We start from the raw sequence: 24,376 nt of genomic DNA on the forward strand, positions 1-24,376 counted from the left end.
ATCCACACCAGACCATCTACACGTTGCCCCAGCGGGACACGTCCTAGTGTTGCGTGATTCTGGTTGCGTTACTTTTCGTGTTGTGGCTCGTTGACTCGGTGTGGAGCTTTCGGTGGAGCAGGACGCTGAGTTGCGGGCGTTGGTGAACAGTCGGGATGTGTCGGCCGTGCTGGCGACTCGGGCGCGGATCGTGTTGTGGCATGGGGAAGGTCGGCGTCGTAAGGACATCGCGGAGTTGGCGGGGGTGTCGTTGCCGACGGTGGATCGGTGGGTCCGCCGCCACGCCGAGCATGGCCTGGCCGGGTTGGACGATCGTGATCGGGCTGCGCCGCGGGTGCAGGTTCCACCGCGGGTGCGGGCTCGGGTGGTGGCGTTGACCAGGACTTCTCCGCCGGTGGAGACGGGGCTGTCGCACTGGTCGACCCGTGGGTTGGCTGGGTATCTGAAGCGGGTCGAGGGGATCTGTGTGTCGTGGAGCTATGTGGCTCGGGTGTGGCGGGAGGAAGGGCTTGCGCCGCACCGGCATGCCACGTTCAAGTTGTCCAAGGATCCCGCGTTCGCGGAGAAGGTCTCCGATGTGGTCGGGTTGTATCTGGACCCGCCCGGTGGGGCGGTGGTGCTCTCCATCGATGAGAAGACACAGATCCAGGCGTTGGACCGGACTCAGCCGCTGCTGCCGTTGGACTTCGGCGTGACCGAGAAACGCACCCACGACTATGTGCGGCACGGTGTCACGAACCTGTTCGCAGCCCTGGATGTGGGCACCGGCCAGGTCGTCGGGGAGTGCAGGCCGACCCGGGACGGGGTGAACTTCCTGGCCTTCTTGAAGAAGGCCGTCAAACCTCATGCGGGCAAGGACATTCATGTGGTGTTGGACAACCTGTCCACCCACACCACGCCAGAGGTGGAAGCCTGGCTGGAGGAGAATCCGCACGTCAGGTTCCACTTCACCCCGGTCGGATCGAGCTGGATCAACCAGATCGAGACGTGGTTCGGGATCCTGACCCGCCAGTCGATCCGCCGCGGCACCTTCACCTCGGTGAACGTGCTGATCAAACAGATCAAGGACTACATCGACACCTGGAACATCGACGCGAAGCCGTTCGCCTGGACCGCCACCAGCGAAGAGATCCTCGCCAAGGTCCGCCTCGTCCAGACCAACATCAAGAAACTCGTCGACAACAACGCGAAATAACACAACCAGAATCACGCAACACTAGTGGCTTGGTCGCGGGTTTCGCCACACGATCCAGATTGGCCAGAAGGTTGCTCGCAGAGGTCTTCGTTCGTCTCAGCTGAGCGGCGTCCTCTCTCCTCGATCGAGGTAAGTGACACAGCTGCCCAACCCGCGCCGTTCGACCTCCTCACGGAAGTCCGACAGGGATGACGTCATCACGTCGTAATCGTCGTAATGGACCGGGACCGCGCGACGCGGCTTCAGCAATGTCAGCAGGTCAACTCCCTGACTGGCATCCATCGTGACTATCAGGCCACCCGGCAGTTTGGCGCCGCCCAGGTGGAGCACCGCGAGATCCGCCTGCGGGTAGCGACGTGCGATCTCAGTCAGAGCGTCGTGCATCAGGGTGTCGCCGGTGATGTAGAGCCGGTGCAGGACCCTCCCGTCCTTGCTGAGCTCCAGCATCGTGCCCATGACCGGCGGCAGTAGTAGACGGGCCGGGCCAGGGGCGTGCAGGCCTGGTAGGGCGGTCAGGCGCAGTGTCGTGCCGTCCTTGCTGAGTTCGTGGTGTTCCCACGTGCGCAGGCCAAGTGCCCGACGAAAGCCGTGCCAGCCCTGCAGTCGCCGCGACGCGTGTGGTGTCGTGATGATTGGGAGACTGCGGTCCAGACGTCGGCGCGCGATCCGGTCCCAGTGGTCGCCGTGCAGGTGTGACAGAACGACGGCGTCGAGTTCGGGTAGCTCGTCGATCGATAGCGCCGGGTTGGTCAATCGTTTGGTGGACAGTCCGTGGCCGAGATAGGCCCTCTGGCCGCGGTGCAGGAAGTTCGGGTCAGTAAGCAGCGTGAACGAGCCATAGCGGATCAGCGTGGTCGCGTTGCCGATGAACATGAGCTCGCCGAACTGACCCGGCCCATCACTTACCAGCACGGGTCCAGGTTGCGAGTCCACGCCGTTCCCTTACCCGACGCCGCGTGATCATCCACCCGCCCGGACCATGAGGAGCGACCTTGAGGGCCCTGAGTTCGCTCGTCAGAGGCCGGGGACTCCTCAACCATCTGAAGGCCCACGATGGGCGCGAGGTCCGTCCTGACCACATGAGGTCGGGCGGCTCGGCGCGGCGCCCGAGCCTGAAGGCTCTTGACAGGATGGCTGGACGGGACGGGCTGGGGCTGGTTCCCGGCGGGGGGCCGGTGTGTGTGGTAGCCAGGAAGAGGTCGGACACATCTCCATGACGCAGGGACGACGGGGGTGGCGCGGTGTGGATGCTGAGACTTCCAGGTGTTTACGCGCCTCAGGACGACTCGTGGCTCCTGATGGCTGCCCTGGGCCGGGAGCGGCTGCCGAGCGGAGCGCGGGTGCTGGATCTGTGTACCGGCAGTGGGCTGCTGGCCGTGGCGGCGGCGCGCGCGGGCGCGGAGGAGGTCATGGCGGTGGACATCTCCCGGCGGGCGGTGTGGACGGCGTGGACCAACGCGAGACTTCGCCGCCTTCGGGTCGCGGTGCGCCGTGGCGATCTCGGTGCACCCGTTCTCGGCCAGCGGTTCGACCTAGTCCTCGCGAACCCGCCGTATGTCCCCGCCCTGCGCACCGTCCCGGAAAGGACGAGCCGGGCCGGGCTCGGCTGGGACGCGGGGTGGGACGGTCGGGCCCTGCTCGACCCACTGTGCGCGCTGCTGCCGCGCATGTTGAGTTCGCACGGCGTGGTGCTGCTGGTCCACTCCGCGCTGTGCGGGGTCGGCCGGACGATCCGGCGGCTACGGGACGTCGGTATGCGGGCCCACGTGGCCGACCGTCTCGTGATTCCCGTTCGGCCCGGTGATGTGGGCGCGGGCGTCCTGGTTGGAAGAACGCGGCTACATCCGACCGGGACAGCGCGAGGAGCAGCTAGTCGTGATCCGGGGAGAGATGCCATGAGCTGGGGGGTTTTAGAGGACGGGCAGGTAGTGAGGATCTTCGCGGGCGGTCCCATCCTCGTAGGCCCCGATTCCCGCGTAGAGCACTTCGGCGATCCGGTGGTGGGTGAGGGCCGAGCATGTCGCCGGCACCCTGTTCGCCGCTCGCCACACCGGCGAGGCCCTTGGTCGTCTCGCCCACCTTGCCGCCGAGCTTGCCCAACATCTGCCCCCCTTCGCCGAGACGTAGGCCTGGCCCGCCTCGACCAACCGTTGGGTCGCCGGGTTCTCCGATGCAGCCTTGCGGACGCCATCTCCGATGTCGGAAAGGTTCACCGCCTCCGGCCGCACACGGCCGCTCGATGTCTGACTCATGTCACTCCCCCTTTCGACTCGGCACCTGCCGAGTCAGCCACGGCTACCGCCGCGCCGTCCGGTGCCCGTCGGCGTACGGGACTCCTCCGGCTCGCGCTGCCTTGGCGGCGACGCCCGGCGTCCGCGTTCCGGCGCGCCACGACGTTGATCGGAGTGGTCCCGCCCCCGACCAGCAGCTGACGGGCGCCGCTCCTCCTCTTCGCCTTCCTCGGGCTCCTCCTCGCGCTGCTCGGCCTTGGGAGCGCCCTCCTCCTCTTCCTCGCGCTGCTCGGCCTTGGGAGCGCCCTCCTCCTCTTCCTCGCCTTCCTCGGGCTCCTCCTCGCGCTGCTCGGCCTTGGCAGCGCCCTCCTCCTCTTCCTCGCCTTCCTCGGGCTCCTCCTCGCTTTCGCCCTTCGACCGCGCACCGGCTAGCCTCGCGGTGCGCTCCTCCAGACGATCCGCCAGGCCCTCAAGAGGCCGGCTGAGGGCAGACATCGCCGCAGCCCGGCCTGTCGACATCAGCTCGCCGCGAACATCGCCGACGATCCGGCCGACCTCGGGCGACTCGGACAGCCGACCCACCACTTCCTTCCCGAGCGCACGCATGTCGAGACGTTTACCGACGAGCACCGACCCCAACAAGAGAGCCAACTTGACCTTCTTCCGCCGGCCAAGGATGTACCCGCCTATCACAGCCAGGGAAATCTTTGTCGAGTCGTTCATGTTCCTCCTCTTCAAACGGTCGCCCCAGCCACGGTCAGGCAGGTGGGCGCCCTCAAACTGGTCAAGGAGTACGCCCTCCTCACCAAAACGACGTCACCGGTTTTCGGTCGGTGTAGCCCAACCCTGATGAGCTACCCGACCGCGGGCAATGCCCGGCGCCACGCTTGCCGGCCCGCGCCACTTTGGTGGATTTCGCGCCCTCGCACCGCCTTCGGACCGTGGACCGAGTTCACCATTCGCCGCTACCCGCCGGAACCGCGACCACTTCGGTCTGACTCAGCGGATCCCCGCGACAGATGTCGATCAGGTATAACCCGAGTGCGACACTTCCAGACGCCCGACGACACGGATCCGTTGTTGATCCTCTGTCGCACCGTAGGCACCGAAGTCGAGCGCCCAGACCACACATCAGACCGCCGCAGGCAGGACTTGCGGCCCTTAGCTTGCGGAAATAAGCCTGGTGGCGCCGCTGCCGGGCGCGCCCTACCGGCCCGTCGTGTGCGCGGCGCGCCACGGGCCGGGGACGGCGCTATCATCGCCCGCAGCAATCGGTCGCCCTCGAAGCTGCAGACATCCCGGCGATCCCACCGTGGGACCGGCTGGGTCGGTCCTTCTGCGCGCGAGCTCTAACGACACCCTGGATCCTCGAGCGTTGGCAGATGACGGCACGGTCCGGCGCCGGGGGGGTGTGGTGGTCAGCCTGGAATACCTTTGCGCCCCGCGCCCGGCCTAGGCGGTGGGCAAGATCAGCTTGCACTTCAAACTTGAGGCCGACGTCGAGCGGCACACGACGAACCCAGCGCCGTGAGCGAGCTTCACATCGATGCGAAGGGCAACTTGGACAGAGTACTGGAGCCCGGCTTTGTGCCGGCCCGCCGCTAATGGTGCCCCTCTCAGAGAGACGGTGGCCGGTAGCCTGTCTGCTGCAGGGACGACACCGGCCTTACCGGATGCAAGGCACTGCGCCAAGGCCTACCAGCGAGGGCGATGTGGCGCTGTCCTCGGAGGCCCTCGCATCGCTTTGGGACCGGGCCGGCCCGGGATGGGGACTTGTGGCCGCGCCCGGCCCGCGCAAGGGGTCGCTGTCATGACCCCTGCTGCCATTCAGATTTTACGCGCGGTAACTGGCAGGGTCGCAGAGACAATGGGCCCCCAGCAGCAGGGACCTGAAACGTATGCTTCTGGCTTGCCCTCCGCGGCCGTCCCGGCTTCCTAGCCACGCCTCGGCCTGCGAGCGGCTCCCCAGCGCCCCGGAGTATGTACAGCAACCGCAGGCGGGCAGCCAGGTTCGCGAGTTCGCGGGCTGGCTAACGGCTCGACTACCGGCAGCTCGGCGTAGCGGAATCGTAGGGCTGCAGGCGCGCGGCGAAAATAGTCCTCGTCGAGCATCTTGACGCCGCACTCGAACTGGTGGCCGGTGCCCCGGACGGAGTCGCGCACCAGCCGCAGGACAGTGGTCGGTGGCCTGCGCAGCGTGCTCGCCACAACCGACAAACCGAGGCACCTCCCGGCTCCAACTCGCGGCCGACCGCACGATGTCACCCAGCCCAGAGCAAGCAAGGGCCGCTCGGCGATACCTCTGCATGTGGTGGGTCCGCGTCGAGGGGACGAGACTGGAGGCCAGGTAGGTAGCGAAGGCGGGGCGCTCACGCCGCCACCCACCGGATGTTCGTGATGCGCCCGGTCAGACGCAGACCAGCGGCGACGGATCACGAAGCCTTCGAGCCTCGTGCGGCAGGAACCGGCACGGACCGTGGACCGGCCGAAGACCAAGAAGGCGGCGACGCAGCGAAGGCGCCAACGCTCATGGGTGCCAGGGCGCTGGGGTCCACGTGCAGTTCCGGCTCCCCTCCCGCCGTTCGGGGGCTGCACCGAAGGAAGGTGTGGCGAAGGGAGCGCCTGTGGCGCCGGAGCGGCGAGGATGCGGTCCCGAACATCCGCGGGGCCGGGGCACAGGGGACGAACCCGATGCTGATCCTGGCCCCGACGGATGACAGGTTGAGGGTGTCGGGAACCACTCCGACGCTGGTCTCAACCCGGGGAGTCGGACGAGTCCGACCGGGCCCAAGTTTAGGGCCAAAGGGGGCGACGGATCCGGACTCGATGTGGGTCATGCTCGGCTCCGGTGCCCGACGAACTCCGGAGCAGGGGCGGCAAGCTCCGGCCGGGCACCGCCGGGGTGGAGGGCATCGACGGCGACTCAACTGGGTGCCCGCCGCGTAGCTTGGGAAGGCACACCCTCCAGCGCGAGGGAGGGCTGGACCGGGATCGAGAAGAGCACCGTCGTCGCGAGGGTCCTCGAAGTGGGGAGCCTCATTTCGGTGCGAGTCAACTTGGGCGGGGCCGACTGGTTCCGACTGCGGGCCGCCCTGCCAGTAGTGCCGATCCTAAACAGGCGGCGGCCGGTGTAGTCCCGCACACTCCTGGAGGGGCTACACCGACCGTTATGAGCGGTGCAGTCTCGCACCGCTTGTGGACTGACCCGGACAGGCTCACGGCGGGATGCCCGATCCAGGTCAGCCGCGTTCAATCCGCGAGGGATTCTCCTGCCGTCGCCCGCAGCGTAGGCACAGGCATGCCTCCGGAACAGGTGACAATTGGCCCTCGCGACAAGGACTTACGGCGTAAGCTAGCCTGCCTTCCTCGGCCCGAGTGTGTGTCCGGTCTTGCCTGAAGGTAACCGACGGCGCCCCGCTCGGGAGGAGCGGGTGTGTGCCTGCCCCGACTCCCACTACGGGCTCGCCTCCGGTCAGTCGCGGCCCCTTCGATCAACCTCCCTGATCAGAGACGTGACCTTTCTCCTCGCGCACCTTCTGGCTCGTGGCGTTGGCGGCTTGCTTCGCAGTCCCCTTGAGTTCCTCGCCGGCTTCGCGAGCCTGGCCCTTGGCTTCCTCCGCCACACGCTGTCCGGATTCCTGAACGGCCTCCTTGACCGGCTCCACTATGCCTTCCCCGCGTTCTCTCAACTGCTGCCCGGCCATCTCCTCGCGTTCGGTGGTTGGCAGCACGGACGCCAAGAGCAGGCCGGCTCCGAAGGCAACCACTCCGGCGGCGAGTGGGTTGCCCTGCGTTCGCTGCGACACCTGGCCAGGTGTCGACCGCACTGTTTCGACGGCCTGTCCGGTCGCACGCTCTATGGTGTCGGCGGCGTGGCCGGCCCTCTCCCGCATCGCGTCGGCCGTCTGGTCGGCCCTCTCCCGCGTGGTCGCGGCGACGTCGTCCAGCTGCCTACCAGTCAGCGCCGTGGTCTGCTCGGCGCTGCCCATGACTCGCCGCCCCGCACGCCGCACCGATCGTTTCAGGCGGGCACCGCGACGCCGCACGACATGGCTAGGTCTGACACGTTCCGCCAGTCGTTCGATGTCGTCGGCGAGTTCCGCGCGAGTCTGGTAAATGTCGTCCTTCAGCTGATCCGGCTCGGATGGCGTAACCACTCCGCGTCCTCCTTCAACGTCTCGACGGTCCGCTCCGGCTTCGACGGGACACGACGCAACCGGACTCGACCTGATGCGTACAACGTCAGGCTGACCAGCAGCCAGATGCCGGTGACGACAAGCGCTGCCCAGGCTGGATCCAACACATGCGCCAACGCGAACACCGCGGCCAACGAGCCGAACAGCAGGACCATGTGGGCAGCGACTCCCGCGCCGCCGAACATGCCCGCCGCCTTGCCCGCCTTCGCGGCTTCGTCCCGTATCTCGATCCTGGCCAGCTCTGCTTCCTGCCGGAGCAGTCGGGAGGCGTCTCCACTGATGCGGGCCAGAAGCTGCCCGGTGGAGGCCGAGTCCTCGGCCGCCCTCCGCTCGATACGCCGCAACTGATCGGTCGTCATGGGAGATCCTCAGGGGCACGGTGCAGCGGGTCGCTGTCGCTTCCCATGCGCATGTCCCGGCTCGTCGGATCCGCCGTCAGCGGTCGAGTCTGTCCTTTCGTGGCGGCGCGGGCCAGCCTGCCCACCGCGAAACCCGCCGCCGCGGCACCAACCAGGAAGGCCACCGGCCTGCGACGCGCGAACCCCTCGACGTCCTGGAGAATTCCGTCCATGCCGCGGTCGTCCAAGTGGTCAGCGGCCCTACGCCCACCGTGAGCGACATCCCGCACAAGGCCATAGTAGTACTTTGTTAGGTGTGTCGTTTCGTGTTCTGTGGTTGATGTTCTGACATGGTCGGTGCATGACTCCTGATCAGATAGCGGAGTTGCGGCCGAGGCTTGGCGAGTTCGCAGCCGACATGCTGGGTTGTCTTGCGCGTTCGGATCAGCGTGCCACGGGTGAGTTGTATCTGCGTGGCCTGTTGACTGATGGTCGGCGTAAGTCGATGCAGCCGATGGCGGAGCGGCTGGGTGTGGATCATCAGCGGTTGCAGCAGTTCGTCACCTCCTCGACATGGGATTTCACCGCGGTGCGGCGCAGGTTGAGCTCGTGGGCTGCGCAGGCGATTGGGCCGCGGGCATACGTGATCGACGACACCGGATTCCCCAAGGACGGGCCTGCCTCGGCGTGTGTGGCCTGGCAGTATTCCGGGACGTTGGGCAAGACCGCCAACTGCCAGATCGGGGTGAGTGTTCACGCGGTCAACGACACCTGCTCGGCGGCGGTCGACTGGCGGTTGTTCTGCCCGGAAAGCTGGGACGACAAGGCCTGTGATGATCCCGAGCAGGCCGAGAAGGTCCGCCGGAAGCGAGCCGAATCCAAAGTCCCTGACGACGTGAGGCATGTCGAGAAGTGGCGGCTCGCGCTGGACATGCTTGATGAGCAGACCGAATGGGGGTCGCCGAGGCTTCCCGTCGTTGCCGATGCCGGATATGGGGATTGCACCAGGTTCCGGCTCGGCGTGGAAGAACGTGGCCTGGACTATGTGGTCGCACTCAAAGCCGGCACCAGCGCCCACCCCGGCGAAGCGGAGCCGGTGAGACCGCCACGTAACGGTGGTCGTGGCAGACGTCCCAAGCCCCACTACCCGAAGCCGGCATCGAGTCTGCGCGAGATCGCCATGGCGGCCGGCCGCGATGCCTACCAGGAGGTGGCGTGGCGGCAGGGGACCAGAAAAACGAAAGGTAATCCGAGTGCTGCCATGACCTCGAAGTTCGCGGTGTTCGTGGTACGTCCGGCCAACCGCGACATCCCTCGCGCAGACGATGGGACCTTGCCGGCGAAGCTGCTGCTGGTCGAATGGCCCGATGAGGCGAACGAGCCTACCGACTACTGGCTTTCTAACCTGCCTGCCGACACACCGATCGATCAGCTCGTCGACCTGGCAAAGATCCGGTGGCGGATCGAACATGACTACCGCGAACTGAAAACCGGGCTCGGACTCGACCACTTCGAAGGACGCTCCTGGACCGGCTGGAACCGCCACGTCACACTCGTCGCGATCGCCCAAGCTTTCTGCACCATGGTCAGACTCGACCCAAAACAGGATGCGCCGGCCTGAGCTTGTACGCAGTCGTACACGAGCTACAAATCGTGCTCGCCCTCATCGCCGGCGCATGCCCCACCTGCCGACAAGAAGTCACCATCGACCACATCGAAGCACTCGCCCCACCATGATCGACATGACAAAGTCCTAATAGACAGGTGAATTGGGATTCGTCTCCGCCATCGATGCTAAGTCATCCGCCCAGCCACGGAAATTTTGCGTCATCCGCTCAACCTGAGCTTGCGTCTCGCCGCCTACCTGCTCACGCAGCCGATCAGTCGCCTGCCGCGCTTGCGCCTTGGTCTCCTCAGTCACCGCCTGCGCCTGCTGGCGCGCCGTTCCACCAACCTCATCGGCGGCCTCGCGCACCCGTCCGCCGGTCGTCGGAGGCCTTTGTTGAGGGATCTGGCCGGTCCGTTGCTCAACGCCCGCCTCTCCTTGCTGGCTCACGGGTGCCTCCCAAGTCATCGCCCTTGACATTGCCAACCGGGACATGGGCCGGGTACCCGCGCAACAGGCAGCAGATCGCCGAGAACGTAGCATCGGCCCTTCTGTCATCTAGCGCCGAATCTTCGGCCCTGCCACTCAGCCTCTCGAGTGACTTCGGGCACCGCCAGGGACCTTGTTCCTTGTGGCCGTCGGTCCGATGTCGTGGGCGGGCGAGGTACGCCTACGATCTGCGACTGTCCGCGGTCACCAGGTCCATCACACCTGGATCGGTGGTGGTGAAGAACGCGTGGAACCGCCAGGTGGTGAAGATGGTGTCCTGGCCCTGTCCGGCTTTGGTGTTGAGGTCGGGGATACGTCGCACGATCAGCCGGCCCGGAACCTGCTCGGACTTCTTGGCCGAGGAGAACGCGGTGAAGTCGATTTCTGCGACCTCGGCGCGGGAGATCCACTGTCGGGTCGCTTCGTCGAAAACTGCGTCGGTGTATTCGATGGTCTGCCAGGCGGCCTCGCTGATGGAGGCGATGACCTTCTTGACCGTCGCGTCGAGGCGGAGGGTGACCGACACGTCCGCGCCAGCGGCGACCGCGGTCAAGACGGTGTCACGCCCGTAGAAGCCGGAATCGCCTCGGAGTAGCGGTTTGGCCCGCGCGTTCGGGCCGCGCAACTGGTGGAGGGTGGCCAACGCGTCAGCGACCAGCCGTTCGCGCCTCGTGCGGACCCGCATGAGCCCTTGCGTAGCCGCTGCGCCATGATCACCGGCGCGGCTTGGCTGGTAGTCACGGTCGCCAGCAGCGCGTTGAGTCCACGCACCCCGGAGTAACCGAATCCTGCGCCCTGCTGGGCATAGCCATGGACCTCGGTGATCGTGTCATCGATGTCGATCAGTGCGTACTCCTCGATCCCGGCGACCAGCGGCGTCTTGTTCGCCAGACCGACCAGCATCCTGGAGGTGACCGCATCGAGCTGGCGGACATGGCCGAAGGCGAACGAACGCAGGAACGACCCCAGCGTCGACGGCGCATACACACCAGTGAAGAGGCGGCTCATTCCACCGTGGCGGAGCAGCCCCATGTCGGCGATGCTGTCCGCCCCCGCGGCCATCCCCGCAACCAGGCAGGTCACCTTCGACCCGGCGTTCGCGCCCTTGTCGCTCGGCACGCTCAACTGCGAATCGGCAAGATCCTGCAGGCCGACCGACTCCGCCAACCCCATCAGCGGAACCAGCCCGGCCGCCGACACCATTTTTCGGCTCGTCGAACACCGCAGACACCGCCGCGCCAGTATGAGAGAGTTGCACCCCAGAGATGCCCTTCCGTGCGGGACAGATCGAACCCTAGACAAGTCCGATCATCCCAACATGCAAGGGCATTCTCACGTCACGACCCGCCAACCACACGCCCCACACCCTCGCTCATCGGTGGATTCTCAATGAAGTTGTCAAGCCTCTTGAGCAGTTGGTGGGTCGAGTTCGAAGAGCCGGTTGTCGCGGAGTAGAGCCCACAAGACGTCGACGCGGCGACGGGCCAACGCGATGAGTGCTTGGATGTGTCCGAGCCCCTGTCCACGCTTCTTGAGGTAGTAGTCGCGGTTGGGTCCCTCGCGCATCATGGCCGCGGAGGCGGAGAGGTAGAACACTCTGCGCAGCTTGCGTGAGTAGCGCATCGGCCGGTGCAGGTTCCCGGTGCGTCGTCCGGAGTCACGCGGAACGGGTACGAGCCCGGCAGCCGAGGCGAGCCGGCCGGCGTCGGCGTAGCCGCCCAGGTCCCCGGCTGCGGCGATGAGCTCGGCGCCCAGGATCGGGCCCATGCCCGGCAGGGACTCGATGATCTCGGCCTGAGGGCGCGCGGAAGGTAGTGGTGATGCGAGCGTCCAACTCGCTGATCCGAGCGCCGATCGCCAGGATCTGGACGGCGAGGTCGGCCACGATGCTGGCCGCGACGTCTTGCCCGGGCACAACACTCTGCTGAGCCCTGGCCGCGGCCAGGGCAGCGGCTGCGATCTCCTCCGCGCTGCGGACCTTCGCCCTTGACCAGCCATGCCCGCAGCCGCGACTGCCCGAGACGGCGAATCGCCCCGGGGGTCTGGTAGCCGGTCAGCAGAGCCAGCGCGCCACGGCTGTGGGCGTAGCCAAGGACCGTTCCAGCGCAGGGAAGTAGCCACTGAGTACGTCGCGGAGCCGGTTGACCATGCGGACCCGGTCCCCGACCAGATCGCTGCGGTGAGTCACCAGCAGCCGCAGCTCACTCACCAGCGAAGCCGAGACCTCCACCTCCTGCAGATCGCCGCGGTGTCGAAGCGTCTCGGCGATGACATATGCATCGCGGGCATCGGTCTTCGCCTCGCCCCGGTAGGCGCCCGCCATCTGGTTCACGGTCCGACCGGGCACATACCTCACCCGCTGACCGTGCGCCGCCAACAGCGCCAGCAGCAGCCCCGACATCGTCCCCGTGACGTCAACTCCCCACACGACCTCCTCAGCCCGAGTAAGCACGCTGCCGACCGCGTCGAGGATCGCAGCCTCGTCGTTGATGACCCTCGCCGACCAGACGGTCGCCCCGTTTTCGTCGATCAGACAGACCCAGTGATGACCCTTGCCGACATCGACGCCCACCCACCCCAGTCGGACCTGCCGCTTCATCTCATCCTCCTCCGAGCAAACGACATCGCCGTGGCCCGAAGGACACCCCCGCAGACAGATCCGTAAACAGCGACCAGGACACGCATCTCAATCAGCAGTCAAGGCGTCCCAGGAGGAGCCGGGCGGCCAATCCATCGGAGCCATCAAGGGCGATCAAGGCTCAGCCACACCCAGCCCTCCCGGGCCAACCAAGAACTTACGGATCCGGGCTAAGGAGCGGCAGAGTCTGGATCGGCTGTCGCAGCGACGTCGTACCGGTACGCCAGGCGCCGAGCAGCTGGTCGGCGAGCCGGTCCTCCAGGAAGGAGGTCGCGTCGATCCCGAAGATCACGTCGGGTGTCAGGTCGGGTTCGCGTCCGAGCAGATCGCCGATCACGTCGTGGCGCATCACCTGTTCGTGTACGGCGTCGGCCTCGACGTGCTCGGTGTAGAACGACACGCACTGCTCTGGAAGCTTCAGCCGACGGAGCGCCTGCACCATCCGGTGTGCGCTAGGTGCGGTGGTGATCTCCGCCGCGGCGAGGTGGCCGACCAGGGCGCCCCGCAGGGAGCGGTGGAGGCCGAGTAGCGACATCAGGTTGACGGTGGCGAGCATGTGGGCCGGTGCGGCGTCGAGGTAACGGCCGTATCGCGGGTCGAGCCCGAGACCGGCCATGAGGTCGGCGAAGAGCTGGGAGTGCGCCCGGGCGGCCCGACCCGCACCGAACTCGTCGTACTCGACCGCGACGAGCGACGCCTTCGCCTGCCCCAGCAGGCGAGGAATCACCCAGGCGTGCGGGTCGGCCTCCTTCAGGTGGTACAGCGAGCGCATCGCCACGAACTCGCGCACCTGCCACAGTTCTCCGCCGCGTTCCAGGAAATGGGAGACGCCGTCGCCGTCCACCGGTTCGTGGACGAGGGGCTCGAGGGCGCTGGCGACGTCGGAATGGTGGGGAAGGTCGTGGCGGAGCGCCGCGAGGAAGGCACTCTCCAGATCCCCGCGCAGGCGCAGCAACTCCGGGTCCCACTCCCAGCGTCCGTCCGTGCCGGCGAAGGCGCGGTAGTGCAGTTCGTAGCAGGTGTAAAGCGCGAGTTGCAGGTCCTCGCCGTAGGCGTCCGCGGCGGCCACGGTGGCCCGGGGCGGTAGGACTCGATGGCGGTCGCCGGACAGCGTCTCGATGACCGCGGCGGACAACGGGCCGCGAGGTGTGGGAAGCGCCGGAGAGTACGACGTGGCCGCGTGCGTGCCGGCGGCTCCCATCGCCGCACCGCGCCCGTCGTCCGGCGGCGGCGTGGTCACCCGCACCACCTACCCGGGGGGGATGTCGGCCGAAACGGGTGGTGGTCGTGGGTGCCGCGGCGGGTCATGCACCCTCACCAACCGCGCAGCCCGCGGCGGTCTGCGCGACCAACATGTCCACGACCGCCTGGGGCCCGGCCGTGGCCGTCCCGCGCTGCCGCGCCGCGCCGGTGCCATGCCGCCGCAGGAGCCACGAGGAGGACCTCCTCCTCACCTCGTGGAAGGAGGAGGGTCGACGGGCGGTCCGAGTGCCGGGCGATCAGCGAGAAGGCGCAGTGCGAGCGGATCGTGCAGACGACCGTCGAGGAGTTCAATCGGCTGGATATTCTCGTTAACAACGGGCCTCCAGATGACCTTCGACGGCGTGGAATCGATCCCGGAGGATCTTCTCCTGCACACGTTCCGAACCAAATCGTCGCGATGTTCTGGTTGTGTCAGGAGGCGGTGCCCCATATGAAGGGGCTCCGCGATCATCAACATCGCATCCATCCAGGCCTTTCGGGCCTCGCCTCCACTGCAACCGTACGCCACCACCAAGGGCGCCATCGTCACCTTCACCAAGGGGCTGGCGGAGGAACTCAGCGAGCGAGGCATCCGGGTCAACGCCGCGGCACCGCGACCCGTGTGAGCCGATCACCCATGCCTCCATGGGTGCGGAGAAGACCGCGAAGTTCGGTGGCCGTTCTCCCACCGGGCGTCCCGGCGGACAGCCGAACTTGCGCGGGCCTTCGTGTTCCTGGCGTCTGGCACCCTCGATCCACGACGCAGGCGCGAGTTGGAGAAGGAGGCAGCCGCAGCCCGTCAATTCGGCCTTGCCGCCACCGTGTCCGACAGGCCCGACTCCACGGATCTGCCCTTCGACGTCGCGGCGGCCGTCCGCTTCGACGACCAGTTCCACCTTGATCCGGTGCGTTACCTTGACGGGCTTGCCCACGAGCTGACGAGGATCGGTGGCATCATCCTCGAGCACACCCGGGCCACCTCGGTCGAGGAACGCAGGGACCACACGGTCGCGGTCTCCACCAGCGCGGGAACCGTCCGCGCCGACCAGGTGGTCGTCGCGACCCTGCTGCCCATCAACCTCATCGGCGGCTACTTCGCCCGGACCAGGCCGAGCCGCAGCTACGGCCTCGCCGCGCGACTGAGGACCCCCGCACCCACGAGTATGACCATCTCGATCGACTCGCCCACCCGGTCGACACGGCCGTGGCTCGCCGCCGGCCCCGGCGGCTCATCGTGGTCGGCAACGGTCACGAGACCGGTGCTGTCGAGGACACCATGGCGCTCTACCAGGACCTCGAGGACTGGACGCGGTCGACGTTCGACGTCGAAGCCGTCGACTACCGCTGCGCGGCCCAAGACTTCGTCACCACCGACAAGATCCCCTACGTCGGGACGAGCCCGGGCCATCGCGGAATCCTGGTGAGCCACCAGCTCAGCGTGTCGCGCCGGAAACACCGTTAGATGCACAGTCCCATCGGTCGAGCTTGCCTGTATCGGCAGTGCCTCCGCAGCACCTACCGCGTAGAGCGCGTCCGGATCGAGGTGACGTGCGTGACGCAGCATGAGCGCTGATGGCTCTATGCCTATGCGTCGGAGCGCGAGGTGTGCGAGCGGCACGGTCGAAAGTCCCACGCCGCATCCAACGTCGAGGGCACACGAGACTGAGCGGTCGAGATCGAGATTGCGTGCAACGCGTTCGATGACATGTCGGTGAACAGGTGGTCGCGAGTGCTCATAGCCATTGACCATGTGCGGCACATCGAACGGGTTGAGCACGGCACGTCGCGGTGGCGCGAGAGTGTGCGGGCCGCAAACGCACCCCTGTCTGACCCCAAACGAGCTGCACCGCCGAGCGATGATGAGCACCAGGCGGCGACCTTCCGAGCGCGGACGAGTCGGTCGGCGGCCGGCCGTCGCCGGGTACGCCGAGGGCGACCAGCCGCTCGGCCACCTCGTCGGCGAAGCCGCGGGCGTCCTTGATCACCTTGTCGAGACGCTGGTGGATCGGCAGGAAGAGCCGGCCCTGGACGTGCCAGTGCAGCTGCTTGCCGTTGAGTGCGAGTCCGAGCAGATCGACGAGTACCGGCTGCATGACCCGGGCGATGTCCTTCGCGGGCAGCGTGCCCGTTGACTTGGCGTTCACGACAACCCTCCCTCTCGTGTCTTCGGTTGGGAGATCGAACAAAACCTGGTTCCAGCCTGCGCGCCCATTGATCGATATGCAGACATTCGGTCGGCAAAGCGAAGCGTAGGAATCGAGGACTGCGAGGAATTTCTGATCTAACCGGAATATCATGGCAGCGGCGTTCACTTGCCCCCGTCTAATCACCGCAGAGGCCAAATACATTACAGGTGGCGGGCTTCGAGTGACGTCAGTGATGAATCACAGGATGTGACAGGAGCTGGCGTTAAGCCGAAGTCGGGGCGCGTGGCGCAGGCGTACGCCGTAGGTCCCGGCTCAAATGGCCCATGGTCCCGTGTTCCGGCCGTATGTCAAAGCTAACGTGCCTGTCGAGACAACAAAAACACCATGACTGCGGATCCTCGGATAGAGCCAGATGCGGCTCCGCGTGCTTCCGGGACAGGCTCACTGGTGGGAGCCTGAGCGCGCGGCCTCGCGTCTCATCTGTTCGGCATCTGGCGGGGATCCGCCAAGCGAGGCTGACCCGGCGGGCCGCGCTGCCCCTGGGGGTGGCGGCGCCTTGTGAGGGTCAGTCGACATGCGGTGCGGGTGCCCTTTCCTAGAAGGCCGCGCCAGATGCGACGCTGCAGGACTCTGGCGCGGCGCTCCGCACCGCTCATAGCGGCCGGTGTAGGTTCCCTTTCGTGCCGTGGGCGGCCACACCGGCCGCCACTAGTCGCCCCACTCCCGACAGCGCTGTCGGGAGTGGGCCGTGCTATGGCTTCGTCGGCCCGTGGTCAGCGGACTGATTTCGTCCTGTTCGGGTGCTGCTCCGCACCTGATTTCTCGTGCCTCGGCTCCGCCCTCTCGTATGGTCACGACCGATCGTGAGGAGCCTGCTCCCACCCCGTCGACCCCGCGGTTGGTGTCGGTGTGCGGATGATCGTCAGCAGAGTTCCCTACCGGCGGGCCCTCGTGAGTGGACCTGAAGTCGGCCTCTGCTCGGTCAGGGGTGGTGGTCTATTGGCATGTCGATGATGAGAATAGTCGGGGACGGGTCATCCGAGGGCCTTCAGTGCCGCGGCGTAGCGGACACGGCTGAGCAGTTCTCTGATCATCGCTGCCGCGACGGCGTCGCGTAGGCCGTTCTCGGTGGGGTCTCGGACGAGTTGAGTGGTGGCTTGGCGCAGTTGGGCGTGTGCGCGTTCCCGCTCCGGATCGCCTCATGCATCACCTGCCTGAGCGACGGCTCTGCGTCGCCTGGTGCGCCGGGCTCATCGTGGACTCACAGCGCTGCACTGGTGCGACGTTGCAGGTCATCGCAGGTCGCCTCCCACGCGTTGCGCTGCGCGGCGCCGTCGACCGTGAAGCCGGTCAGGCCGCCCACCAGCCAACCCACCAAGGTGCGAGCGGTGCCCACCGCACTGGCCACCGCCCGCCTCGATTGGCCAGCGTCGGCAACTCGCCACCCTCCTGCCCCGGCTCGGCGAATACGTCTGACACCCGCAAACCCACAACAAGCGCCCCGGAGATGCTCGCAGGGACGCCGACGTTGCTCATGCTCCGAAGGTTCTCTGGTCACCCGAGTCTCGGCTACATGCGTTCGCTCGACGACGTTCTGCGAGCCCCCACCGACGCGCACAGGAGTCGGCGTCGCCGCTGGGAGAGGGTGGTGCACCAGTTCGGCGCGCGAGCAGCCGGGCCCTGGTCGGACCCCATCCGTAGCTAGCCCCCGACCCTGACGCTCGATGAGCGGCTACGATCCCCAGCGAACCGGGATGCCAGGAATGTCGAACCGCGCGACCCGCGGCCGGCGATCCTCCTGGCGAGCGCCCTGCGCGAGCTGGGTTTGCCTGCTCTGGCGGCTTCGCCTGTATGCAGTGACCTCGAGGAACCCGGGTCAGGACGCCTTCTCGACCGCCTTCTGGAGCTGGGCCCTGCTCATGTTGGAGCGGCCGTCGATGCCGAGTTTCGTCGCGCGCTCGTAAAGCTCCTGTTTGCTGAGCGCTCCGACGGTCGCGGACTTCCGGCGCCCTCCGCCGGAGGCACTCGACCCCCGACCGGACTTCTTCGCCGCAGCGTCCGTGGCGCTGCGCTTCGACGCACCGGACTTCGATCCGGCCTTCTTGGCCTGGCCGGGGCCGGCCCGGCCGCTCTTGGCCTCCTCCACGCTTCGCCGGAGGGCGTCCATGAGGTCGACGACGTTGCTCTCCTCCGGTTCGACCTCCTCGAGACTGATCTCGCGGCCCTTCGCCTTGTCCTTGACGATGCCGAGCAGACGCTCGCGGTAGGTGTCCTCGTACTTCTCGGGCTTCCAGGGTGTCGCGAGCTGCTCGATCAGGTTGACGGCCGCCTTCATCTCACGCGAGGTGCTCTTGCGCGCCGCAGGCAGATCGTCGTTCACGTCCTCCGGGTCACGCACCTCGTCGGCGAACAGCAACGTCTGGAGGACGAGGACCTGCTTCCACGGCCGGATCACGGCGAGGTATTCCTTGCCCCGCATCACAAAGGACCCGACTCCGGCCAGACCGGTCTGCTCCATCGCGTCCCGCAACAGGGCGTAGGCCTCGTGCGCGCTCTCCTCACGCGGGGCGAGGTAGTAGGTCTTCTCGTAGTAGACGGGATCGATCTCCGCGAGGTCGACGAAGTCGGTGATCTCGAGCGACCGGGACCGACCGAGGCTGGCGGCGTCGACCTCCTCCTGCGTCAGGGTGACGAACTTGTCTCCAGGCAGCTCGTAGCCCTTGACGATGTTCTTGTAGTCGACCTCGCGATCGGTGCCCTCGGCCACCCGCTTGTAGCGGATCCGGGCGTTCGTCTCGGCCTCACGCTGGTGGAAGGACACGTCCTTCTGCTCGGTGGCGCTCACCAGCCCGACCGGGACGTTCACCAGCCCGAAACTGAGCGAGCCACTCCAGATCTGTCGCGCCATGCTCTCATCCTTGTCCTTGTCGCCGTCCTTGTCGCAGCCGCAGGGAAGCCGTTCCTGTGCTCCGCCGCGGAAGAGGCACCCAGGTGGCGGACACCCAGGCGGACACCCAGATCCGGCCCCTTTTCATAGGCGCCATCCACCGATCCACCGTACGCGGAGCATGGGGTGATCCGCCGCCGCGACGGCGTGGTTGCGGCGGTCTACCAGCGCGTACGGCGGTGGCCGCCAGAGTGGTGTAGTGCATCGCGACGCGGCCACCCGGGGCGTCGATGACATGGCCGAGACCGCGCCCAGCCTCTCGGCCAGTTGGTCGGGACGGTGTCGGGTGAGCCGACGGTGTGGGGAGCAGGTCCAGCCCGGTTGCGCGCGTACGGGGCTGAGGAAGATCGGTACAGGATTAACGCTAGAGAGGATCTTGGTTGCCTGGCTGCCTGGTCGTGGGGTGACGTGATCAGACGGCGCCCCTTCGCCGGGGGGCCTTCGGATCTGCGGCGTGTCGAGGATGAGCTGGCGCCAGGCGAGGGCTGCGTTGACGGGTGCGCATGGCGAGCACCGAGTCCAGTGGGTGCGTTGATGAGCAACTGAGTGGGGCAAACATGGGCTGTACCTTTAGGTATGTACACTCGCGTCATGGACTCGCGGCAGCTTCTGGTCGAGACGATGGGCGAGCTCATGTGGGAGCGCGGCTACGCCGACACCAGCCCGCGTGAGGTCCGCCAACGCTCTGGTGTGGGCCAGGGCAGCATGTACCACCACTTCCCGACCAAACGCGACCTGGCGCTCGCCGCCCTCGAGCGCAACGTCGCCGACCTGCTTCCGGGCGCCTCTGAACTCGACGGTCCGGGCGACCCGATGGCCCGGATCGAGGCCTACCTGATGCGTCCGCGCGACGCCCTCAAGGGCTGCAAGGTCGGCCGGATGACCCAGGACCCGCAGGTCCGGGAGGACCCGGTGCTGCTGGCCCCGGTGGCACGCGCGTTCGCTCAGGTCCACCTCAGCTGGGTCAACGTGCTACGCGAGGCAATCGCCGCCCGCGAACTGCGGGACGACCTCGACCCCGAGCGCCTCGCCCACACCCTGATGGCCGTCCTGCAGGGCGGCTACGTGCTCGCGATCGCACAGCAGGACCAGGGCCCCTTCGACGACGCCCTCGCCGGCGCCCTCGACCTGCTCCGGGCGGCGAAACCATCCGTGCCCAACCACAAGACCAACAGGAGTAACTGAACGCCATGACTGTACGCATCGGCATCAACGGGTTCGGGCGGATCGGGCGCAGCTACCTGCGCGCGGCCCTGGCGAACAACGCCGACGTCGAGGTGGTCGCGGTCAACGACCTCACCGACGCCCGCACGCTGGCCACCCTGCTCGAGTGGGACTCTGTTTCCGGCCACCTGGACGGCGTCGCCTTCGACGGCGACGCGATCACCGTTCAGGGCACGTCCATGAAGGTCTTCGCGCAGTCCGACCCGGCCAGCATCCCCTGGGGTGACGTCGGCGCCGACGTCGTCATCGAGTCAACCGGCCACTTCACCGACGGCGTCGCGGCGGCGGCCCACCTCAAGGGGGGCGCGAGGAAGGTCATCATCTCGGCGCCGGCCAAGGGAGACGTCCCCACGTTCGTTCTCGGGGTGAACGACGACAAGCTCGACCCGGACAGCCATGACGTCTTCTCCAACGGCTCGTGCACCACGAACTCGCTGGCGCCGCTGGCGAAGGTGCTCAACGACTCTTTCGGCATCGAGTCAGGACTGATGACGACGGTCCACGCCTACACCGGCGACCAGCGGCTCCACGACGCGCCGCACTCCGACCTGCGCCGGGCCCGCGCGGCAGCCGTGTCGACCATCCCGACGTCCTCGGGTGCGGCGAAGGCGATCGGCAAGGTCATCCCCGAGCTCGACGGGCGACTCACCGGTGCCGCGCTGCGCGTCCCCGTCCCGGTGGGTTCGATCACCGACCTCACCGTGGTCCTGCGGCAGAGCGCCGACGTCGAAGACGTCAACGCGGCGTTCCGTGAGGCGGCCGGCTCCGAGCAGCTGCGGCACTACCTGCAGTACTCCGAGGCGCCGCTGGTCTCCGCGGACATCGTCGGCAACCCTTACTCCTCGATCTTCGACGCGCCGCTGACCGAAACCGTCGGCAACCAGGTCAAGGTGCTCGGCTGGTACGACAACGAGTGGGGTTTCTCCAACCGCCTCGTCGAGTTCTCCGAGCGGATCGGAGCGACCGCGGTGGCCTGACGCCGATGACCACGACGGACCTCCGGCCGGTAGCGGGTCTACCGGCTGGAGGTCCGTTCACGTGGCGTGGCCGTCCGCACAGGATCGACTGTCCGCTACGATCAAGGCATGTGCTGCTGCGCTCCCATGACTACAACCGCCGCTTAGCGGCGGTACCGCGGTTCCTGTAACCGCGGTCATTGCCTGCCCCACGTGGGGCAGTGCCAGGACGTACCGCCGGATCAGTGCCCTGCTGGCAGTCACTCATATTCCTGTGACGCCAGGTCGTCCTGCCTGATCAGGGAAGTCATGTCTCAGTCGCAGCGTTTCGATTCACAGCACCCGCATGCAGCCGGACCCAGCGCTACGCAGCACCCGCGTGCCGCCACCCTGTTCCTGATGGTCGGGCTGCCCGGGGCTGGGAAAACCACCCACGCCAAAGAGCTCGCCGCAACCCACCGGGCACTGCGGCTGACCCCAGATCACTGGATGATCCCGCTGTTCGGCGATTCGATGGCCGACGGAAAGCGCTGGGTGCTCGAAGGGCGGCTCATCTCGGTCGCCCTACAGGCGCTGCGGCTGGGGACCAGCGTCGTACTCGACTTCGGGCTCTGGAGCCGCGACGAACGGTCGGCACTGCGCTGGCTCGCCCGGTCGGTCGGGGCATCATGCCAGGTGGTCTACCTGCCCGTGGACAAGGACGTCCAGCTAGCCCGCATCGCGCTCCGCCAGGAAACAACACCGCATCAGACGTTCCCGATGAGCGAGGCCGACCTGGATGCGTGGCGGGAGCAGTTCCAGGTGCCTGGCGCCGCCGAACTCGCCGGCGGCGAGATTCCCACCCCACCGGCGGGCTGGTCGAGCTGGCCGGAGTGGGCGGTAGACACATGGCCCACGTGCGCCGACAGCTAAGGGGTCCAGCCGAGCGTGACCCGGTTCGGCCGCGGTCTCGGCGTTGTCGCTCACCGAAGCCGTCCCTACAATCCTGGAAAACGCTATCCCAACTTGTCTCTGCGGCCTCTCCGCAGCAGGTTCGGCGGACATGACGCAGAAGGAGCGAGGGCGTCATCGGCGGCCGGGCGTGGGATCGAAGCGACATCACCAGGCGAGAACTTTTGCGGGTAGGCGGCGGAGCGTTCCTCGTGACAGCCACCGTGAGCGGCTGCGACCTCCTCTCAACCGACCCCAGCGGCGAGCGGGAGGGACAGCCGCGCGAAAGGGGCGCCTCGACGGCCAAGGGCAAGGAGGCGCCGACGCTCGCGGCCCTGGTCAAGGAGGGCAAGCTCCCGCCCGTGGCCGAGCGGCTACCGGAGGATCCGGTCGTCGTCCAGCCCAACGACCGCATCGGAGTGTACGGCGGTGAATGGACGAGCGGCATCCTCGGCCCGTCCGACGCCGCATGGCTCACGCGCACGGTCGGCTACGAGAACCTCATGCGCTGGGATCCGGCGTTCCAGGAGGTCATCCCCAACGTCGCCCGGAGCATCGAGGTGGAGGACGGCGGCCGGGCGTTCGTCGTCGCCCTTCGCAGGGGGATGAAGTGGTCGGACGGCGAGGACTTCACGGCTGAGGACCTCGTCTTCGCCTACAACGAGGTCCTCCTCAACGAGGACCTCTTTCCCATCCCTCCCTCGATGTACGTCCCAGGGGACACCGCGGGCAAGATCGAACAGGTGGACGCCACGACGGTGCGTTTCACCTTCCCCCGGCCCAACAGCCTCTTCGTCCGCCTGCATGCCACGCCGGACGCCTCCGACATTCTCGGCTTCCCCCGGCACTACATGGAACAGTTCCACCAGAAGTTCAACCCCGGCGTCGAGGCGCTGGTGGACAGCGAGGACCAGCCCAGCTGGATGGAGCTCCTTCTCGCCAAGTCGGACCAGTGGCAGAACAAGGAACTGCCGCGCCTGCACGCCTGGGTGCCGCGGACGGTGTTCGGGGAAGGATCCCGCTACATCTACGAGCGCAACCCGTACTACTGGAAGACCGACCCCGAAGGCAGCCAGCTGCCCTACATCGACCGGCTCATCTACCGCTACATCGCCGACCCGCAGGTGATGATCCTCGCGGCGAGCAACGGTGACTTCGACATGCAGGACCGCACGATCAACACGCTGCGGGACAAGCCGGTCCTCGCCGCCGCCCGAGAGAAGGGCGGCTACCGCTTCTTCGACGAGATCCCGTCGGATTCCACCGCCTGCGTCATCGCGCTGAACCTCAACCACCGCGATCCGGTCAAGCGAGAGATCTTCGGCAACCGCGACTTCCGGGTGGGGCTCTCCTACGCGATGAACCGCCAGGAGATCATCGACTCCGTTTACCAGCGGCAGGGCGAGCCGTACCAGGTGGCGCCGCGCGACTCCTCGCCGTACTACGACGAGGAGATGGCCAAGCAGTACACCAAGTACGACGTGGATCTGGCCAACGAGCACCTCGACCGCGCCGGCTTCGCCAAGCGGGACAGCGCGGGGTTCCGGCTCGGTCCGGACGGCCGGCGGATCTCCTTCGCGGTCGAGGTACCCACCGCCTACCGCGCGGAGTGGCCCGACACGATGCAGCTCGTCCGCGGCCACTGGCGGGCTGTCGGCATCGACATGCAGGTCAAGAACGAGGACCGCACGCTGTGGAGCGAGCGGGTCGATGCGGGCCACCATGACGCGGTCGTGTGGCAGGCCGAGGGCGGCGGGTGGATCGAGCCGCTCATGCGTACGGACTGGTACTTCCCGTCCACGAGCGAGTCGGTCAACTACGCGGGCCAGTGGATGGAGTGGTACCAGACCAGAGGTGAGGGCGGTGAGGAGCCACCGCCGCCGGTGCGGCGGCAGATGGAGTTGTACGACCAGATCCGGGAGACGGTGGACGAGGGTGCTCGCGACGAGCTGCTGCGTCAGCTCCTGCAGATCGCGAAGGAGTTCTTCTTCCACATCGGGACGATTCTGATGCCGCCGTCGTACGGCATCGTCAAGAACAACTTCCACAACGTGCCGCGTGAGATACCGCAGTCGTTCCTCTATCCGACGCCCGGGCCGACGAACCCCGAACAGTACTTCATCAGCGACGAGTAGAGGGTCGAGGCTCAACTGGCCGCCTCCACCGCCCATGTCCGCCTCGACGCGAAGCAACGCTCGCCTCTCTAACGTCCTGGTAGCAGTGAGCATGGCGGGGGT

Annotated in this window: 18 protein-coding genes and 5 pseudogenes; 10 read left to right on the top strand and 13 right to left on the bottom strand. The window is 67.0% G+C overall.

The genetic code is table 11. The annotated features are described in order from the left end of the window. Nucleotides 1-112 precede the first annotated feature (112 nt). A complete protein-coding gene (locus HEB94_RS01510; RefSeq protein ID WP_202896051.1) occupies nucleotides 113-1,195 on the top strand; it encodes an IS630 family transposase in 1,083 nt (360 codons plus the stop codon). Between the two features lie 96 nt (nucleotides 1,196-1,291). On the opposite strand, the gene HEB94_RS01515 is transcribed toward HEB94_RS01510, so the two are convergent. Then, a complete protein-coding gene (locus tag HEB94_RS01515) occupies nucleotides 1,292-2,068 on the bottom strand; it encodes an MBL fold metallo-hydrolase (RefSeq protein ID WP_192748291.1) in 777 nt (258 codons plus the stop codon). 374 nt (nucleotides 2,069-2,442) lie between these two features. Here HEB94_RS01515 and HEB94_RS54175 point away from each other — a divergent pair. Beyond that, nucleotides 2,443-2,964 (top strand): annotated as a pseudogene (locus HEB94_RS54175) (HemK2/MTQ2 family protein methyltransferase); the annotation flags it as partial. Nucleotides 2,965-3,199: 235 nt separating this feature from the next. Beyond that, on the top strand, nucleotides 3,200-3,322 hold the full coding sequence (locus HEB94_RS52130; RefSeq protein ID WP_273374710.1) for a hypothetical protein: 123 nt from the start codon (nucleotides 3,200-3,202) through the stop codon (nucleotides 3,320-3,322). A 158-nt stretch (nucleotides 3,323-3,480) separates the two neighbouring features. On the opposite strand, the gene HEB94_RS01525 is transcribed toward HEB94_RS52130, so the two are convergent. From HEB94_RS01525 to HEB94_RS01540, 4 genes are all read right to left on the bottom strand, one after another. Next, the gene (locus HEB94_RS01525) at nucleotides 3,481-4,149 is read right to left on the bottom strand and encodes a hypothetical protein (protein ID WP_192748292.1); all 669 of its coding nucleotides are present in this window, start codon (nucleotides 4,147-4,149) and stop codon (nucleotides 3,481-3,483) included. 2,768 nt (nucleotides 4,150-6,917) lie between these two features. Beyond that, the gene (locus HEB94_RS01530; RefSeq protein WP_192748293.1) at nucleotides 6,918-7,583 is read right to left on the bottom strand and encodes a DUF3618 domain-containing protein; all 666 of its coding nucleotides are present in this window, start codon (nucleotides 7,581-7,583) and stop codon (nucleotides 6,918-6,920) included. Next, nucleotides 7,553-7,981: a phage holin family protein gene (locus tag HEB94_RS01535; protein ID WP_192748294.1), complete on the bottom strand. Its 429-nt coding sequence runs from the start codon at nucleotides 7,979-7,981 to the stop codon at nucleotides 7,553-7,555. Before HEB94_RS01535 ends, HEB94_RS01530 begins: the two co-directional genes overlap by 31 nt. After that, nucleotides 7,978-8,193, bottom strand: a complete 216-nt coding sequence (locus HEB94_RS01540; RefSeq protein WP_192748295.1) for a hypothetical protein — start codon at nucleotides 8,191-8,193, stop codon at nucleotides 7,978-7,980. Before HEB94_RS01540 ends, HEB94_RS01535 begins: the two co-directional genes overlap by 4 nt. A gap of 128 nt (nucleotides 8,194-8,321) precedes the next feature. Between HEB94_RS01540 and HEB94_RS01545 the strand changes: the two genes are divergently transcribed. Next, complete coding sequence (locus tag HEB94_RS01545) at nucleotides 8,322-9,581, top strand: IS701 family transposase (RefSeq protein WP_192748296.1); 1,260 nt, start codon at nucleotides 8,322-8,324, stop codon at nucleotides 9,579-9,581. A 132-nt stretch (nucleotides 9,582-9,713) separates the two neighbouring features. Here the strand turns inward: HEB94_RS01545 and HEB94_RS01550 are convergent, their stop codons facing one another. The 4 genes and pseudogenes from HEB94_RS01550 to HEB94_RS52135 all read right to left on the bottom strand — a co-directional run bounded on the left by HEB94_RS01550 (nucleotide 9,714) and on the right by HEB94_RS52135 (nucleotide 13,933). Continuing rightward, nucleotides 9,714-10,016, bottom strand: coding sequence for a hypothetical protein (locus tag HEB94_RS01550; RefSeq protein WP_192748297.1), 303 nt, complete (start codon nucleotides 10,014-10,016; stop codon nucleotides 9,714-9,716). Between the two features lie 235 nt (nucleotides 10,017-10,251). Continuing rightward, nucleotides 10,252-11,313, bottom strand: a pseudogene (locus tag HEB94_RS50030) (IS1380 family transposase); the annotation flags it as partial. Nucleotides 11,314-11,453: 140 nt separating this feature from the next. After that, nucleotides 11,454-12,654, bottom strand: a pseudogene (locus HEB94_RS01565) (IS110 family RNA-guided transposase). Nucleotides 12,655-12,850: 196 nt separating this feature from the next. Then, nucleotides 12,851-13,933: an iron-containing redox enzyme family protein gene (locus HEB94_RS52135; RefSeq protein ID WP_337917438.1), complete on the bottom strand. Its 1,083-nt coding sequence runs from the start codon at nucleotides 13,931-13,933 to the stop codon at nucleotides 12,851-12,853. A 730-nt stretch (nucleotides 13,934-14,663) separates the two neighbouring features. Here HEB94_RS52135 and HEB94_RS53270 point away from each other — a divergent pair. After that, nucleotides 14,664-15,020, top strand: a pseudogene (locus HEB94_RS53270) (NAD(P)/FAD-dependent oxidoreductase); the annotation flags it as partial. A 119-nt stretch (nucleotides 15,021-15,139) separates the two neighbouring features. After that, nucleotides 15,140-15,397 carry a hypothetical protein gene (locus tag HEB94_RS53275; RefSeq protein ID WP_337918595.1) on the top strand — a complete coding sequence of 86 codons (258 nt, stop codon included), beginning with the start codon at nucleotides 15,140-15,142 and terminating at the stop codon, nucleotides 15,395-15,397. A 48-nt stretch (nucleotides 15,398-15,445) separates the two neighbouring features. Here the strand turns inward: HEB94_RS53275 and HEB94_RS54180 are convergent. The 4 genes and pseudogenes from HEB94_RS54180 to ku all read right to left on the bottom strand — a co-directional run. Then, nucleotides 15,446-15,685 (bottom strand): annotated as a pseudogene (locus HEB94_RS54180) (methyltransferase domain-containing protein); the annotation flags it as partial. Then, nucleotides 15,669-16,079, bottom strand: coding sequence for a Dps family protein (locus HEB94_RS01590; RefSeq protein ID WP_337917439.1), 411 nt, complete (start codon nucleotides 16,077-16,079; stop codon nucleotides 15,669-15,671). The gene HEB94_RS01590 and the pseudogene HEB94_RS54180, both read right to left, overlap by 17 nt. 1,264 nt (nucleotides 16,080-17,343) lie before the next feature. Next, on the bottom strand, nucleotides 17,344-17,490 hold the full coding sequence (locus HEB94_RS01595) for a hypothetical protein (RefSeq protein WP_192748300.1): 147 nt from the start codon (nucleotides 17,488-17,490) through the stop codon (nucleotides 17,344-17,346). A gap of 468 nt (nucleotides 17,491-17,958) precedes the next feature. After that, nucleotides 17,959-18,990 (bottom strand): non-homologous end joining protein Ku, encoded by a 1,032-nt coding sequence (gene ku, locus HEB94_RS01600; protein ID WP_192748301.1) that lies wholly within the window; start codon nucleotides 18,988-18,990, stop codon nucleotides 17,959-17,961. A gap of 630 nt (nucleotides 18,991-19,620) precedes the next feature. On the opposite strand from ku, the gene HEB94_RS01605 reads away from it, so the two are divergent. The 4 genes from HEB94_RS01605 to HEB94_RS01620 all read left to right on the top strand — a co-directional run bounded on the left by HEB94_RS01605 (nucleotide 19,621) and on the right by HEB94_RS01620 (nucleotide 24,274). Further along, complete coding sequence (locus tag HEB94_RS01605) at nucleotides 19,621-20,214, top strand: TetR/AcrR family transcriptional regulator (protein WP_192748302.1); 594 nt, start codon at nucleotides 19,621-19,623, stop codon at nucleotides 20,212-20,214. 5 nt (nucleotides 20,215-20,219) lie between these two features. Next, a complete protein-coding gene (gene gap / locus HEB94_RS01610) occupies nucleotides 20,220-21,230 on the top strand; it encodes a type I glyceraldehyde-3-phosphate dehydrogenase (RefSeq protein ID WP_192748303.1) in 1,011 nt (336 codons plus the stop codon). A gap of 378 nt (nucleotides 21,231-21,608) precedes the next feature. Then, nucleotides 21,609-22,121, top strand: coding sequence for a P-loop nucleotide/nucleoside kinase family protein (locus tag HEB94_RS01615; protein WP_202896052.1), 513 nt, complete (start codon nucleotides 21,609-21,611; stop codon nucleotides 22,119-22,121). Between the two features lie 230 nt (nucleotides 22,122-22,351). Continuing rightward, entirely contained in the window at nucleotides 22,352-24,274 is a 1,923-nt protein-coding gene (locus HEB94_RS01620; RefSeq protein ID WP_192748305.1) for an ABC transporter substrate-binding protein, read from the top strand. Nucleotides 24,275-24,376: the final 102 nt, after the last annotated feature.

Source organism: Actinopolymorpha pittospori (assembly GCF_014873875.1).
In the GTDB taxonomy this organism is placed as follows: Bacteria; Actinomycetota; Actinomycetes; order Propionibacteriales; family Actinopolymorphaceae; genus Actinopolymorpha; species Actinopolymorpha pittospori.

What these genes read in the sequence shown, in the direction of transcription:
- gap (WP_192748303.1), top strand. Translation starts at nt 20,220, where the DNA reads ATGACTGTACGCATCGGCATCAACGGGTTCGGGCGGATCGGGCGCAGC.
- HEB94_RS01515 (WP_192748291.1), bottom strand. Translation starts at nt 2,068, where the DNA reads ATGTTCATCGGCAACGCGACCACGCTGATCCGCTATGGCTCGTTCACG.
- ku (WP_192748301.1), bottom strand. Translation starts at nt 18,990, where the DNA reads ATGGCGCGACAGATCTGGAGTGGCTCGCTCAGTTTCGGGCTGGTGAAC.
- HEB94_RS01615 (WP_202896052.1), top strand. Translation starts at nt 21,609, where the DNA reads ATGGTCGGGCTGCCCGGGGCTGGGAAAACCACCCACGCCAAAGAGCTC.
- HEB94_RS01540 (WP_192748295.1), bottom strand. Translation starts at nt 8,193, where the DNA reads ATGGACGGAATTCTCCAGGACGTCGAGGGGTTCGCGCGTCGCAGGCCG.
- HEB94_RS01535 (WP_192748294.1), bottom strand. Translation starts at nt 7,981, where the DNA reads ATGACGACCGATCAGTTGCGGCGTATCGAGCGGAGGGCGGCCGAGGAC.
- HEB94_RS01545 (WP_192748296.1), top strand. Translation starts at nt 8,322, where the DNA reads ATGACTCCTGATCAGATAGCGGAGTTGCGGCCGAGGCTTGGCGAGTTC.
- HEB94_RS01605 (WP_192748302.1), top strand. Translation starts at nt 19,621, where the DNA reads ATGGACTCGCGGCAGCTTCTGGTCGAGACGATGGGCGAGCTCATGTGG.
- HEB94_RS01525 (WP_192748292.1), bottom strand. Translation starts at nt 4,149, where the DNA reads ATGAACGACTCGACAAAGATTTCCCTGGCTGTGATAGGCGGGTACATC.